The sequence below is a fragment of the Rhodanobacter sp. FW106-PBR-R2A-1-15 genome, from assembly GCF_058789735.1.
Window position 1 is genome coordinate 75,780 of sequence record NZ_JBYTEM010000002.1, and the last position, 16,206, is coordinate 91,985.

General features: G+C 61.4%; 8 protein-coding genes. 1 reads left to right on the forward strand and 7 read right to left on the reverse strand.

Features of this window, described 5'->3' with window-relative positions; genetic code table 11:
- Positions 1-3: 3 nt before the first annotated feature.
- From AC3WTD_RS01530 to AC3WTD_RS01555, 6 genes are all read right to left on the reverse strand, one after another.
- Positions 4-684, reverse strand: coding sequence for a response regulator transcription factor (locus AC3WTD_RS01530; protein WP_015447889.1), 681 nt, complete (start codon positions 682-684; stop codon positions 4-6).
- 5 nt (positions 685-689) lie between these two features.
- Positions 690-3,824 (reverse strand): efflux RND transporter permease subunit, encoded by a 3,135-nt coding sequence (locus AC3WTD_RS01535; protein ID WP_015447888.1) that lies wholly within the window; start codon positions 3,822-3,824, stop codon positions 690-692.
- Positions 3,821-4,873, reverse strand: coding sequence for an RND family efflux transporter (locus AC3WTD_RS01540; protein ID WP_015447887.1), 1,053 nt, complete (start codon positions 4,871-4,873; stop codon positions 3,821-3,823). The genes AC3WTD_RS01535 and AC3WTD_RS01540 overlap by 4 nt, the downstream gene beginning before the upstream one ends.
- On the reverse strand, positions 4,870-6,285 hold the full coding sequence (locus tag AC3WTD_RS01545; protein ID WP_015447886.1) for a TolC family protein: 1,416 nt from the start codon (positions 6,283-6,285) through the stop codon (positions 4,870-4,872). Before AC3WTD_RS01545 ends, AC3WTD_RS01540 begins: the two co-directional genes overlap by 4 nt.
- Positions 6,286-6,384: 99 nt before the next feature.
- Entirely contained in the window at positions 6,385-8,100 is a 1,716-nt protein-coding gene (locus tag AC3WTD_RS01550) for a glycosyltransferase family 39 protein (protein WP_015447885.1), read from the reverse strand.
- The gene (locus AC3WTD_RS01555; RefSeq protein ID WP_015447884.1) at positions 8,097-9,116 is read right to left on the reverse strand and encodes a glycosyltransferase family 2 protein; all 1,020 of its coding nucleotides are present in this window, start codon (positions 9,114-9,116) and stop codon (positions 8,097-8,099) included. The genes AC3WTD_RS01550 and AC3WTD_RS01555 overlap by 4 nt, the downstream gene beginning before the upstream one ends.
- 278 nt (positions 9,117-9,394) lie before the next feature.
- Between AC3WTD_RS01555 and AC3WTD_RS01560 the strand changes: the two genes are divergently transcribed.
- A complete protein-coding gene (locus AC3WTD_RS01560; protein WP_015447883.1) occupies positions 9,395-12,499 on the forward strand; it encodes a Tn3 family transposase in 3,105 nt (1,034 codons plus the stop codon).
- 523 nt (positions 12,500-13,022) lie between these two features.
- Here the strand turns inward: AC3WTD_RS01560 and AC3WTD_RS01565 are convergent.
- The gene (locus AC3WTD_RS01565) at positions 13,023-16,016 is read right to left on the reverse strand and encodes a Tn3 family transposase (protein ID WP_027484971.1); all 2,994 of its coding nucleotides are present in this window, start codon (positions 16,014-16,016) and stop codon (positions 13,023-13,025) included.
- Between the last annotated feature and the right edge of the window lie 190 nt (positions 16,017-16,206).

Genomic DNA, 16,206 nt, shown 5'->3' on the forward strand with positions numbered 1-16,206 from the left:
AATCTAAGGCGCATCGTCATCCGCCAAACGGTAGCCGATCCCGTGCACGCTATGCAGCAGCGGCTTGTCGAACGGCTTGTCGATGGCCTGGCGCAGGGCATGCAGGTGTGTGCGCATGGCATTGGCGTCGCCCACTGCCTCGCCCCATAGTGCCCGGGCCAGGTCGGCGTGGCTGACCACGAGCGGCGAACGACGCATCAAAACCTCCAGCAAGCGCAGGCCTGCACGGGATACCGAGACGGAAACACCTTGGCGCCTGACCCGAAAACGGGCGGCATCGTATTCGAGATCGGCGACCCGCAAGGGCGCGCCAAGGGGGGGCTGCACGCGCCGATGCAGAGCATGCAGCCGCGCCACCAGTTCCTTCATGGCGAACGGTTTGACCAGATAATCGTCCGCACCCTCGGCGAAACCGCGCAGCTTGTCGTCCAGCGTCTCGCGAGCGGTCAGCATCAACACCGGCACATCGTGCTGGGCGGCGCGAAGCTGGCGGCAGACCTCCAGACCATCCAGCCGCGGTAGCCCCAGATCCAGCACGATCAGATCGTGCGTGCCCGTCAACGCCAAGCGCAGCCCGGTCATACCGTCGAAAGCATGATCCACCGCGAAGCCATGCAGCTCCAGGTAATCCCACAGAGTGGTTGCCAAGTCACGGTTATCTTCGACAAGCAGCACACGCAACATGGCCGCTAAGCCTCCGCGGGGTGGGTGTCGCCCGGCGTATCGCGCTGGAAACGACCGTAACGCAGGGCCAGCGTGGGCAGCACCAGCAGATTGAGCGCGGTGCTGGTGACCAATCCGCCGAGAATGACCAGCGCCATCGGCCCCTCGATCTCGCGACCCGGAGCGCCACTGCCGATCGCCAGCGGCAACAGCCCCAAGGCCGTGACCAGCGCGGTCATCAAGATGGGCGACAGGCGTTCTTGCGCACCGCGCAGGGCAGCCTCCGGTCCCCATGTCATGCCTTCGACATTGACCAGATGATCGTAGTGCGACAAGAGCATGATCGAGTTGCGCAGGGTAATGCCAAACAAGGTGACGAAACCCACCATCGAGCCGATGGAAAGGCCGCCGCCGGTGGCGAACACCGCCAGTACCCCACCGACCAGCGCGAACGGCAGATTGACCAGCACCAGCAACAAACTGCGCGTGCTGCCGAGCACCATGAACAACAACAAGATGATGGCAACACCGGCGATCAGCGAATTGATCAGCAGATCATGCGTGGACTGGCTCTGCGCCGCAGCCGCACCGCCAAACTCCACGTAGCTGCCGGGCGGCAGCGCGACCTTGGCGGCAATCTGCTGTTGGGCGGCGGCGACAAAAGCCGAGACGTTGCCCCCGCTCACGTTGGCGGTCACGGTCTGCACGCGCCGGGCACCATCATGCAAGACGACGTAGCGCCCCGCATCCTCATAGACGTCGGCCAGTTCTTTCAGTGGGACATACGTGCCGGCGGCGTTGCGAATCGGCAAGGCACCCACTTCGGCCACCTTGCCACGTTGTTGGGGCGCGAGGATGACCGAGACATTGAACACGCGGTTCCCGTCGTAGACCTGGCCGACCTGATCGCCTTGGTAGGCGGTGCGGATGGCGTCGAGCACCGTCACCGCATCGAATCCCCAATGCGCCAGCGCTTGCTTGCGCAAGCGTACGACCAACTGCGGCGTACCCGGCGGTGACTGCACTTGGACATCCGCCGCGCCGGGCAGCTGCGCCAGAATCTTCGCGACGTCCGCCGCCTTGGCGTCGAGCGTGTCCAGATCGTTGCCGTAGATATTGACCGCCACGGCGGCGGTAAAGCCCGACAGGGTTTCTTCGACACGCTCGGTCAGGAAGGTCTTGACCGCGAAGTTGACGCCGGGAAATGGTGCCAGCGCCTTGCGAATATCCGAGACAGCCGCTTCTGCCGCATCACCGCTGAGAGGTTTGAGATCGACGTTGAACTCGCTGTATTGCGTGCCCCACGTGTCGTCGGCCTTTTCGGCACGCCCGGCATTTTGCGACACCGAACGGACGAAGGGCAGCTTCAGCAGTGCGGCGGTCACATGGTTGCCGATGCGTATCGACTCCTGCAGCGAGGTCCCCGGCACCGCCGACATGTGCACGATGAAATGGCCTTCGCGCAATTCCGGCAGAAAGCTGCCTCCGAAGAACGGCAGCGCCGCCACCGCCATCAACGTCACCACTACGACCACCGTCATGACCACGCGATAGCTGGTCTCCACACGCAACAGCATGCCGCGATAACGATCCTTGGTCCAACGCACCAACGGCGCTTCGCTTTCCGGCAAGGGGCGGTTGGCCAGCAGCAAGTAGCACAAGGCGGGGGTGACCGTCATGGCGACCAGGAGCGAGGCCAGCGTCGCCAATACATAGGCAATGCCCAAGGGCGCGAACAGGCGCCCTGCGATGCCTGACATGGTCAGCACGGGAATGAACACCAACGCGATCGCCAGCGTCGCGTAGACCACCGCGCTGCGCACTTCCAGCGAAGCGTCCAGCAGCACCGTGAAGACGGCGCGGGGTACCTCGGCATGCCGATTCTCGCGCAGCCGGCGGTAGATGTTCTCCACCACGATCACCGCATCGTCCACCAGCAAACCGATGGCGATGGCCAGGCCGCCCAAGGTCATGGTGTTGAGGCTGAAGCCGAAATATTCCAATACCGTCACGGCGGCGAGCAACGACAACGGGATCGCCACCAGCGAGATCGCGGCCGTACGCAGGTTGTACAGGAACAGCATCAGCACGATCACGACGAGCACGCCGCCGATCATCAGCGAAGATTTGATGTTGCCTGTCGCCGTCGTGATGAAGTTGGCGGGACGAAATAGATCGGCATGCAAGGTGATGCCCTGCGCGGTCAGGCCCGGCTTCATACTGGCCAGCGCTTTTTCGACGCTCTGAGTGACCTCAAGTGTATTGGCACCGTACTGCTCGGAAATCACCAACTGGACGGCCGGATGGCCCATGATCGAGGACGCCCCGATGGGCGGCTCCGGGGCAACGACCACCTGCGCGACGTCACCCAAGGTGACATTTCCACCCGCCTGATGCCGCACGATGGTACCGGCGATTTCCTGCACGGTGAGCGCTTGCCCGGCGCTCTGCAGGACGATGCGCTGATTGGATGTGTCGATGAACCCGGCACCACGCACACCCGTGGCCCGACGCGCCGCCGTCAGGACGTCGTCGACCGCGAGATTGTATTTGAGCAATTGCTCCGGGTGGATCTGGACCTGGTATTCCTTGGTATCGCCCCCGAACACCGCAACCTTTGCGACGCCCGGTACCGCCAGCAACGCCGGTTTCAGCGTCCAGTCGGAGAGCGTGCGCAGCTCCATCAGCGATCGCTTGTCGGAAGTCAGGCCGATATCCAGCACCACACTGGTGGAGGAGGTCAGCGGCGACATCACCGGCACCTGCACGCCTTGCGGCAACTGGGTGGCAAGCGCACCGAGACGCTCCCCGAGATTCTGCCGATCCCGATAGATGTCGCTGCCCGGATTGAAGGTGATGGTGATCACCGACAAGCCCTGGATCGATTGCGATCGCAGCGCCTGCAGCCCCGGCAGGCCGTTGATCGCGTTCTCGATCGGTTGGGTCGCCAACACCTCCACCTGTTCGGGCGCCAACCCTGGCGCTTCGGTCTGAATCGACACCTGCGGCGGGGCGAATTCCGGAAACACGTCGTATTTGCTACGCGACAGTGTGAGCGTGCCATAGACAATCAGGATGCCCGCCAGCACCAGCACCACACCACGAAACCGCAACGAGAAGCGGACGATCGCCGCCAGCAGCCCCGGCGCGTCCTGCCTCATTGCTTGTCTCCGTCTTCACCTACGGCAATGCGTGACCGCTGCTCTTCCGAGAGCAACAATTGCGCGCCCGTTGCCACAATCGGTTCGCCCCGAGCAAACCCCTGGGCCACGAACCAGCCGCCGTCCACCGGGTTGTCGACCGGTAACGCATGGCGCACGAAACGGTCAGGCTGGTTGCGGCTATAAATCCACGATCGACCCTGCCACCACACAACCGCCGAGCCGGGAATCATCGTGCCTTGTAACGACGTGCCCGAGGGCAGATACGCGGTGACCGCCATGCCCGGCAAGAGACCTTCGGCCGACACGGCATAGAAGAAACTGGCCCCCTGCAGACGGGGATCGGTGCGTGGCGCGGGCGAGATCAAGGTGGCGGCGTGAAAGTCACCATTGACGCTCTGCACGCGCGCTTGGGCAGGGGGCTGGGCGAGTGCGGTGGTCGCCGGCAACACCACCTGGACCAGGACTTGCTGGCGAGTGACCAGACGCGTGAACAGCGGCATATTCGCATCCGCCGCCTTGGCCAAGACGTCGCCCCATTGCTGGCTTGCGGTCTGCTGCGCGGCGGTCAGCGCGGCTTGCGCCGCCCGCCAAGCGGCTTGGTCGGCATGCCATACCGCGGCGGCCGCCTGCAAGACCTTGTCGGAAATATTGCGTTCGTCGCGATGCAACGATTGCAGTCGCTGGTATTCGGCGTGGGAAGCCTGCAGCGCCGCCTCGGCCTTGTCCACCTGGGTTTGGGCGGCGACGTTGGCGTTGCGCAACGCGATCAGATCCGCTACATCCAGCACCGTTCCGAACGTTTGCAGCATCGGACGATGGGCCATGGCCTGTTGCGCGACCACGACGATCCCGCTCTGCTTCTGATCCGCCGTATCCAGCGTGACCGCCGTTTGATCCTGCACCTGCGACACGCGCGACGGCGCCTTCACCGGAGCCTCGCGCTGGGCCTCCGTGGCGCGCTCCTTCTGGCCAGCCAGGAATCCCCAGACCGCCAGAGCCAGCACGATGGCGCCCAGGATGGCCGCGAGAATGGATTTCTTGTTCATGGCTGGGAATCCTGCATGCGGGGCGCGTTTTCAAGGGTGTGAATGTCGGTCGCAAGTGCACCCAAGGGGTGCCGCATGGCATCTTCGAGCGCGCCCAGCGATTGCTGGGCCTGCAGGAGGGTATCGAGACGGGCCAGTTCGGCCGCGGCCAATTCCACCTGGGCGCCGATCAGACTCAACCGATCCGTTTCGCCCGCCTGATACAGCGCCTCGGCTGAGCGCGCCGCTTTGCGTTGGGCCGCCAGCAAGGTATCGGCGGTACCAAGTTTGCCGACAACCTGGCGATAGCCGGCCAGCGCTTGGTCGACTTCGCCGATCGCCTGCGCTTGCACGGCAAGAAAATTGGCGGCCGCCTGCTGGCGATGCGCCTGGGCTTCGGCGATCGGCCCCTGATTGTGGTTGAACAACGGCAGCACCAGCGATAGCCCCAACGACCACTTGGCCTGTGCGGCATCCCACAGAAAACCCGGACCGAGCGTGATGTCGGGATATTGCTTGGCCACTTCGCCTTGCAACGCGGCCTGACTGGCTTCGTAGTCGGCCAGCGCAGCGCGGACATCGGGGCGATCCCGCAGCGCTTGACGTTGCACGTCATGCGACGGCAACGCGCTCAGGGGTGGCATATGCTCGAACGTCGTCATCGACAGCGTGACGCCATGGAGCGCACTCACCGGCAGACCCAACGCCGACGCCAACTGCACCCGGTTTTCAGCAAGACGCTTCTGCGCTTCCTGCAGATTCAAGCTGAGCTGGTTGAGCGTGATGTGCGCCTGGATGAGCTCCGGCTGCGACGCTTCCCCCGTTGCAGTCCGCCGTTCGATCAACCTGACCAGCTCCGCTTGTCGCTCCTGTTGTCGACGCAGCAAGGGCACGGTGGGATACACGCCAAGCAAGCTGCTGCGCACGCGACGGCGGACTTGCCACGCGGTCTCCGCGATATTCAAGCGTGCCGCTTCGGCCAGTTGCTGCGCCTGTCGAATCCGGTCGCCGCGTTTGCCTGCCGTCTCGATCGGTACATTGATTGTTGGGCCCACCGTCCAGGGCGACACGCCAGCAGGGGCATCGACGTTGTATTGATTGGTGAAATCCAACGTCGGATTCGGACGGGCGCCGGCCGTGATCACTGCTGCCTCGGCGGCGCGCCATTTGGCGCGTGCCACATCGAGATCCGGCTGATAGTACAGAGCCACCCAAGTGAGGGAGCGCAGATCCCACGAGGATGGCCCCGTGGTCGGGTGGTACGCGGAGTCGTTTCGCTGCAGAAACGCCTGCAGACTCGGATCGTGCAACGAGCGGTGCTCGAACGCAGTGACGGTGGCGGCCGGTTCAATCGGCCGTGGCCGATAGCTTGCGCAGGCTGTCAAACCGAGTGCCAGGCCGACGACCACGATGCGTGTAACGTGCTTGTTCATGAATCTTCCGCGCAGGAGATCAATCGGTTCTTCACGGGAACGTGCCTGGTGCGACATACGCCTTCGGGCAACTGCCATCACGCATCATCGGTGTCCCCCTCATGGCATCGCCCGTGGGGGTGGTGCCGTTTCGTGTCGGCTGATAATGACACCGGTCGCTTCGCGGCCCAGCTCACGAAACGGCAGCCCCTCGCTCCGCAGTTGTCCCACCAGGTTGTCCGCGACCAGGGCGATCGCATCATTGCTGGAGCGCCAGCGCTGTTCGAACGTGGCGAGGTCGGCGATGTAGCCGTCCGGCCGCGACGCCAAGCCGGGCGTCAGATCATCGGAATTTTGGTCGACCACGGTGATGGGGCGCCCAAGGTAAAACGGCAACCCTCGTAAATACGCATTCACCGTGAATACCTCGGTGTGCGGCCCGAGCTCGGGCTGGATGAGACGAGCGACGGGTGCGGCGGAGCGCATGTCGACGAAGGGCTGCGATGCCACCAGCGAAAGCTGCCATCCGATCAGGGTGGCCAAGGCAAGCCCATGAATGGCGGTGCGGCGACGGTCACGATGCAAGGCCCACGTACCCACCATCGCGGCGACCGCCATCAGCAACAAGGCCAACGACACCCCGCTCAACACGTCCTCCAATACCTGTTTCGGAATCGCCGTGCGTGCAGCGAGCATGACCACGATGGCTATCGCAGCGCTGAGGGTCGCCAGAGTGGCGATCAACCAAAAACGGCGCGCCAGGGCCTGCAGCGGCAGAACCGTGGCCGCGCGTCCCAGCAACAGCGCCAAGGCAGGAAACACCGGCAGAATGTAGAACGGTAGCTGGGAATGCGAGGCCGAAAAGAACACGAAGACCACGCTCACCCAGACCAACAGGAAGCGTTGTGCGGGTTGGCTGGCACCGATAGCACGCCACCCGGTCCTGTTCCATGGCAACAGCAACGTCCAGGGAAACATGCCGAGGATCACGACGGGGAGAAAGAACCCAAAGACCTTGGAGCGACCGTCGGCCGAGGTCAAGAACCGCGTGAAATGCTCCCGGATGAAGAAATAGTCGAAGAAATCCGGATGCAGGCGGCATATCAAAATGAACCACGGCGCGCACAGCACCAGCAGCACCAGTACACCGGGCACGAGGGACACGCGCCGCAGTACCCCCCAGTCACGCTGCCACAGCATGAAGATGCCCAGGATCATGCCGGGAAACACCACGCCGATCAGTCCTTTGGAAAGCACCGCCAGGGCCAGCGCTGCCCACATCAGCAGGTTCAGTCGTGTGCGCAGATGCCGCGCGGTCGGATCGAACTGCGCCACCAGAAAACACGCCATGCCCACCGCGAGAAACGCCGTGACCCCCATATCCAGCGTGTTGATATGCGCGGCGAAAGCGAACAGTAACGAACTTCCGAGTATGGCGGCCGCGTAACCGCCTGCTTCACGACCGAATAGCCGCGCACCGGCCCAGCCGATCGCCACGATCGCCAGCAATCCGGTGAGCGCGCACCACAGGCGTGCGCTCCACGGATGCGCCCCGAAGAGCGCATAGGCGGTCGCGCTGGCCCAGTAATGCAAGGGCGGCTTATCGAAGAAGTTGAAACCATCCAGGCGGGGCGTGATCCAGTCGCCGCGGGTCAACATCTCGTAGGCGACTTCTGCATACCGCCCTTCATCCGGTTCGCCAAGCGAGCGGCCTGCCAGTCCGTAAAACCAGGCCGCGAGCCACCCGATCCCCAGCAACAAGGCGGCCCCGCTGAATCGCGCGTACCAGGCACCCGCGGTGCGAGCGTCATTTTGAACCGTGTGCTTGACGCTCATCGAGGATCCTTGATGGGGAGCGATGCGGCGACCACCGATGGCGGTGTGTCGGTGCCGCGTGGCGAGGGCATCGCCAGCACCTGACACGCCGCCTCGATCAGATAGATCGGCCGCTGTTTGACTTCCGCGTATACACGGCCGAGATATTCGCCGAGCACGCCCAATGCCAGCAGTTGCAGACCGCCCAGCACCAGAACCACCACCATCAGTGAGGGATAACCCTTGACCGGATCACCCCACAGCACCGCCTTGATAAAGACCCCTGCGCCATAGCTGAAGGCGCACACCGACGTCGCAACACCCACGGCCGTGGCCAGTCGCAGCGGCAGAATGGAAAACGACGTGATGCCTTCCACCGCCAGATTGAACAGCCGCCAGTAGTTCCATTTGGTGCGACCTGCTTGGCGAGGGCTGCGCTGGTACATCACCGCCGTATGGGGATAGCCGATCCAGCCGAACAGGCCCTTCATGAAACGTTGGCGCTCACGCAACTGGCGCAGCGCGGCCACCGCACGCGCCGACATCAGGCGGAAATCACCAGTATCGTGCGGCACGTTGAACGCCGCCATGCGCGCCATCAAACGGTAGAAGAGATGTGCCGTCGCTCGCTTGAACCAGCTCTCGCCTTCACGGTGTTCGCGAGTGGCGTAAACCACGTCGTAGCCAGCGCGCCAGCGCGCCAGCAGTTCAGGAATAAGTTCGGGCGGATCTTGCAGATCGGCATCAATGATGACGATGGCATCGGCCTCATCCGTCACGGCGTCGAGACCCGCGGTCAGTGCGGCTTCCTTGCCGAAGTTGCGGCTCAAGCGCAGCGCGCCGATGCGCGGGTCTTGGCCCATCAGCCGGTTGAGTACGAGCCATGTGCCATCGCGACTTCCGTCATCGACATAGATCACCCGCGCATCGAGCGCCATCCCATCGAGCACGCCGACAAGACGCGCATGAAACAGGGGGAGCACTTCCGCTTCGTTGTACGCGGGCACCACAACGGTGAGACGGACGGATGGGGCCACGAATATCCCTGCGCGCTATGACATCGTCGGCACAGTAATGAGCAACCCGCGCGTCCCCACTCAACGACTTCTCAATTATTCGTTAAGCGTGCTCTGGACAATTGAATCTGAAACGACCGGCCAGCGGGTCGTGTGGACGACGACGATTGACTGATCGCCTGGCACATTCACACCGGGTATCGTCACCACCTCGTTCTTGACTCTATGCTGGCACTGACGAAGCAGCGATAACGAAGCTCCTGGTCGCTGCAAAAGAACAAACTCTCCGGGCAATTTGAATGACGTCGGCCTCTGATTCTCACCGTCTGAACATCCTCACTTCTGAAGAGGTTGAAGACCTGTATGGACTGCCCAAATTTACCGACGACGACCGGAACCTTTACTTCGACCTAAGCCCAGCGGAAAAGGCCGCTGTCGACGCACGCACTCCTGCCGTCGGCCTGTATTTGGCATTGGAGTTGGGCTACTTCAAGGCCAAGCGACAGTTCTTCACCTTCGAGCAGGGCGCCGTGGCCAATGACCTGTGCTACCTGCTCGGGCAGTATTTTCCGGGCCAGACCGTCGAATCGATCAAGGCGCCATCCAGGCCCACGCGCGGTGCCATCCAGCAAACCGTTCTCGACCTATTTGGGTACCGCGTGTGCGACAACGTCGCCAAGACGGAGCTGGAGCAAAAAGCCCAGCGAATCGCAACACTGTCGACCCAACCGCTGTACATCCGGCGTGAGTCACTGCAGCACCTGAGCAACGAACGGATCGTGGCGCTGCAGTACACGACGATGCAGGACATGGTGGGACGGGTGGTGACGCACGAACGCCATCGCGTCACCCGCCTACTCGAACAGGCGATGACCCCAGCGGTCGAGCGAAGTCTCGACGACTTGCTGCGGGCCGACGAACAGATGTATCGGATCAGTGCGCTCAAGCGTGAACCGAAGGACTTCAGCTACAAGGAGCTCAAGCGCGAAGTCGAACGGCGAAAATTCTTCCAGCCGCTGCACGAGTTCGCCCAGAGCTTTCTCGTCGCGGCCGGCTTGTCCAACGAGAGCGGCAAGTACTATGCGTCGCTGGTCAAGTTCTACACGGTCTACAAACTGCAGCGCATGCCCAAGGGCACGACGCGCCTGTACCTGCTCTGTTTCGCTTTCCATCGCTTCCGACAGATCAACGACAACCTCATCGAGGCGTTCATTCATCTGGTCGACCAGTATGAAAAGCAGTCCAAACACGCCGCCGAGGCGGCGATGCAGCAGACGCTGGTGGACGCCAGCGAACACTTGCAGGCGGCGGGCGAGGTGCTTCGCCTGTTCATCGACAAGTCCATCGCCGTCGACAGCCCGTTCGCCACCGTCCAGAAGAAAGCCTTTGAACTGCTGAAGCCGGAGCGCTTTGCGGCAGTGGCCGACTACCTGCGCAATGTCGCTTTCGACAAGACTGCCTTCCAGTGGTCCTACTACACCACAACGCTGTCGCACCGATTCAAGCGCAACCTTCGGCACATGTTCTGCGAACTGGACTTCGCCGGCCGGGTGGAGGATGCGCCGCTACTGGATGCGGTCACGTTCCTGCAGGAGCTGTTGCGCGCGGGCAAGTCGCCGCGACAGACCCAACCGTCACTATTTCCCACGGCGATGATTCCGAAGAGCCTGCAGCGCCACCTCTTTGCCGAGACTGACGAGGCAGGCGATGCGAAGGATCAGGGCAAGCGGTTGGAAGTCGATCGTTATGAGTTCCTCGTCTATCGGCTGTTACGGAACGCGCTGGAAGCCGGAGACCTGTTCGTCAAGGACAGCAACGAATTTCGTCGCTTCGAAGATGACCTGATTAGCGACATGCGCTGGGAGCAGCGCGAAACAGTCCTACAGGAGATTGGTGTACCGCTCCTGATGGCCCCCATCGAGGACACGTTGAGCACGTTCCGTGAGGCGCTGGAAACCCGGTTTGCGCAAGTGAACCAGCGTATTATCGACTCCGCCAACAAACACATCAAAGTCACCGGCCGTGCCGAGAAACGACGGTGGAAGCTGATCTACCCGACGCCTGAAGAACCCGTCAGCGGCTCGTTCTATAGCCAGTTACCCGGCACCGGCATAGCCGACCTGTTGAGATTCGTTGCGGGAGCGACGGGCTTCCTGGGGGCCTTTACCCATGTGCTCGATCGCTATGTCAAGCATGCCCCCGATGCCCGCGAAATCCTGGCTTGCGTGGTCGCGCTTGGTACCAACATGGGCTTGTGGAAGATGGCGGAAGTTTCGGGCCTGAGCTTTTCGTCATTACAGGGCACCGCACGCAACTATCTGCGGCTGGAAACCCTACGGGCCGCCAACGATGCCATCACGAATGCCATTGCGACCTTGCCGGCGTTCCATCTGTACGACATCCGCGACGAGATGCATTCCAGCAGTGACGGGCAGCGCATCGAAACTCAGATCGATACCATCAATGCCCGATACTCGCCGAAGTATTTCGGGTTGCAGAAAGGCGTGAGCGCGTACACGCTGGTGGCCAACCACGTACCGATCAACGCCCGTATCATCGGCACGCACGAGCACGAGAGTCACTACGTTTTCGACCTGCTGTACAACAACACGTCCGATATCAAGCCGGAACGACATTCGACCGATACGCACGGTACCAACCAAGTCAATTTCTGGATCTTGCGCACCTTCGGATATGGCTTCGCGCCGCGGTACCGCGATCTGCACAAGAAGATGCAAACTCTGGTCGCCTTCGAGCATCCCAGTCATTACGCCGACATGTTTATCAAGCCGGCACGCAAGGTCTACGACGAACTCATCGTGAAGGAGTGGCCCAACATCCAGCGCATCATGGCCTCACTGGCGCAGAAGGATGTGACTCAGGCCACCATCGTCCGCAAGTTGAGCAGCTACGCCCGCCAGAACCAGACCAAGAAGGCCCTGTGGGAACTCGACAACATCTGCCGCACGCTGTACATCCTCGACTTCATCGACGACGTGGATTTGCGGCAAAGCGTGCAAAAAGCGCTGAACCGAGGGGAGGCGTATCACCGGTTCCGCAAAGCGGTCGCCTACGTCAACGGCGGCAAGTTCCGAGTTCACACCGAAGCCGAACAGCAAATCTGGAACGAGTGCTCGCGCCTGATTGCCAATGCGATCATCTTCTACAACACGGCACTACTGTCTAAGGTATATGCACAGAAGGTGGCCGCTGGCGACCAGGAGGCTATCGCCATCTTACGAGGAATCTCCCCGGTAGCTTGGCAACATATCAACTTGTTTGGCACGTTCGAATTCAACGAAACTACCACCAAGGTCGACATTGATGCGCTTGCCGCCAGATACGCCGATCCAGACTACTGGAGCAAGGCCTTGAAGGAGATGCAAGAAGTGCCTCTCGGCTGATTTTACATTTTTGGGGGTTGGGCAAAATTAGCCAACCAGAGGCGGTGGGGCCGTCTCCGATGCGCCGCGTTCTGCCGGAGGCTCGGCTCCCTTGGCAGCTGGCGCACGAACGGTCGTGAGGAGTTCGCGGGCGCGTGCGAATACGGCCTCGTTTTCCTGGTAGGCACGGTCTGATCGCTCCCGGGATGCCGGGCTAGGCTTCCAAATGGCATGGACGAACCATCGCGTCCTCCCCGGCTCGGCCGGGGCCAGGGGTACCCCGTTCTGCCAAATGCGGGTGGCGATGAGCGGGTATCTTCGCGCCGCGATGCTTGGTAGGGCGTTTGCAACGTCAAGCCACCGGCTGGATCGTGCAACGTCGTCGGGGAGGGACGCGCGAAGCGACATATCCACCGGCAGCCATGTCAAGTCGCCCTCGTTATACATGGGGTTCGGGGAGCAATGGAACGGAAAACCGGGATAAGGGAAAATTACCACTTAAAAACATTGATTTAGATGTTTTTCGGATGATGACATCTCCCCGTCAGTCATCCTCGCCATCGTCCGGATTCCGTAACGGACGCAACTCCCCGCGGGCTACGGCCTCGGGCACGGCAAAGGAATACCGTCCAAGCATGTTGATGTGGTCGTGGGTTAGCGGCGAGAGTCGTGCGACATCCTCATCGCGTACGGGAAAGCCTTCTTGACGTAACTGGTCCAATGCCGCCTCCATGTAGATGGTGTTCCACAAGACAACCATGTTGAGTACCAGACCCAGCGCCCCTAGCTGGTCCTCCTGACCTTCTTGGTAGCGCTGCCGAAGTTCGCCGCGTTTTCCATGAAAGATCGCACGCGCAACGCTGTGGCGTCCTTCACCGCGATTGAGCTGAGTCAGTGTTCCGCGTCGTTTCGCTTCGTCGTCGATATAGGTCAGCGTATGTAGCGTTTTTTCAATCCTTCCAAACTCCGCCAATGCTTGTGCCAGGCGAGTGGGACGGTCGCCAATCTGCAAGGTCCGCATGATGCCGTTTGCCGATACGCACCCCAGTTTCAACGAGCCCACGAGCCGCAGAATGTCATCCCACTGCTGCTCGATCAATGGCATGTTCACACGCTGGCGTGCCACGGCGTTGAGATCACCATAGTCCGCCTGCGCATCAATACGCCAAAACCGCGTGCCGCCGACATCGGCCAAGCGCGGACAGAATCGATACCCCAATAGACGGAATAATCCAAACACCACATCGCTGTAGGCGCCGGTGTCGGTCATGATCTGGGTCGGTTGCAATTCGGTCGGCTGTTCCAGCACGACGCCCAGCAAGATCAAGCTGTCGCGTAACGTGCCCGGCACGGTGATGTCATTGAGGCCGCTGAACTGATCAGAGATCAGGTTGTACCAAGTCACGCCGCGCTCTCGACCAAAATACTTCGGGTTGGCGGCGGCATGGACGGTGCGCACGGGAACGACGAAGCGCATGCCGTCGGCCGAAGCCACCTCTCCCCCTCCCCACTGCTGGGCGAGTACCAAGCGGTTCTGGGCCGCCACCAAGATGGCATTGGCCGGTGTGATGGTGTCGTTGCGGAAGTAATTCTGGTCGACCCACGACAGACGCGACCGCTTCAGGGCGGCCATATCCGAGCGAATGAGTGGTTCGAATCCGGTATTGCTCGCTTCGGCCAGCAAGACGGCGCAGATACTGATCGGGAGATCCGCGGCGCGAGCGGAGCGTTCAGTGAGATGCGTGAAGGCATCGGTGAAACCGGTACGCGCGGCGATCTCCAGCAAAATTTCCTCGATGTCCACACGCGGAAGACGCGCATTGACCGCGGTGCGCAATGCCAGAAGGGACGCGGGTTCTTCGAGCTTGTCGAGGGAACTGACGACCAATTCGTTCGTTCCTTCGAAGCGCACGGCTGGGTTGTCCGGCAGTCGGGAAGCGACTGCTCGATAGGTGTCATCCAGTTCTTTGGTGATCGCGAGGAGCGTCGGCGAGGGTGTCGGTGATAGACCCAGCGTGCGGCAAATGATGGGACGCGCGGTTTCCCATTCATTGCCGTTGAGCAAGCCTGCGCGCGGATCGGCATACTTCCAGCTGGGAGCGACGAACACGTCACGTCGGCGCAATGACGTGTACAGTTCATCGAGCACGCAGAAGGTATAGGCCCGGTGATCGATACTGCCGTCCTCGCGTACTGCATAGCGCTGCCAGCGTTTGCGAATCACCTCGCGAGGGACATCGTCATCGACCTTGAATCGTCCGGGGTGCGTACGAAGCCACTCATAGGCAGCAACAACCGCCTCACCCGCCGGACTTGCTCCGAAACGAAGGTTCTCCAAGACGAAGGGCAGAAAGCGGCGAATGCGTCGGTAGCGCTCACTCAGTTCGCTATAAAACACATCGTCGGGTGGCCGCACCAAGTTGCTCACTTCCTGAAGCGCCCGTGCAAGGATGTCACGAGGCACCTTGGCGAACAGCGTCTTGCGCAACGTCTTGTCAGGGAGTGTGGTGTCCAACACCACTTGGCAGGCATCGGCCAATAGGGTGGCAGCCCGATCAAGGTCTTTCAGCGTGCGCAAACGCGTCTTTCGATCCTCTTTCCGTGCCGTGGCAAATACGTCCCGCAGTAGCATTTCCAAGACTTCGACGGCATCGTCGTGCGCGGTGGCTTCCAGGCAGTGCACGAAAGCTACCAGGGTGGCCAAGCGCCGAATATCGGGCAAACGGCTAACCGCGCTGGCTTTGGCAGCTCCCGCAAAGCGGGCCAGTGCCGTGACTCGACTGGCCGGAAGATGGGCTACGGTAGGTAGCTCGATGCCGAGTTCGCGGACCACCTGCAGCCGGGTCAGCGCTTGGATGAGTGACGGGCCACTGACTCGGACGGGACCTGATCGCAGCTGATCCAGATGCGAATTTCGGCTGCCGGCCGGCACGGTCAGCAAGCGCTCCAGTCGTTCGCGCTGCTCATCGGAGAGGCTGGTTCCCAATCGCCGCCATAGGTGCTCTTCGACGCGACTCTTTACACGGGCGACAAACCGTTCGAGCGTGCTGCGACCGGGCAGCAGCACCTTATGTGTCAAGAGCCATGCCGTTGCCCGCTCAAACAGAACGCTGGGTCGCTCCGTTCCCGTCCAGCACAACGCATACAGCCAACGCCCCAATCGAAAGCCGACGGACGGTTCGGTGATTTCGACAAAGCCGCAATGACGACGAATATCACTCTGATGATCCCATCGTAGCTCCCCCGTGCGATAGCCATGGAGGGAGGGATCGGTGTCCGTAATCCCCAACTGTTTGGCAACGGTGGACAGCACCAGCGAAGGAAGATCCAGTGGGTCATCGAGGAACGCGCCAAGGTAACGGAGTGTCGTGAGCTGTAACGCGATACCTAGACGATTCGCGTGGCCGCGCCTGCGAGCGATATACACACGATCTGCATCGTCGAGATGGAAATAGCGCGCCAAATCATCGCTGGAAGGTGGGCCGTTGTATCGACCATAGCTCTCACGTTGTTCCTCGGTGACGTAGCTCACAGGCATCAGGGCTTCTTCCATAGAAAGTCGATGCGGGTATGCCATCACAGAAAAATGTGTCTGACCAGAGTGTGCTGCCATCTACCCCGTTCACTCACTCGGCAAGGCCTTATTCCCAGCGACAATCGTTCGCAGTGTTGCGAATCGACGCATCGAGTGTGTCTTAACGAACAGTTGAGAAATGGTTGAGGGGCAG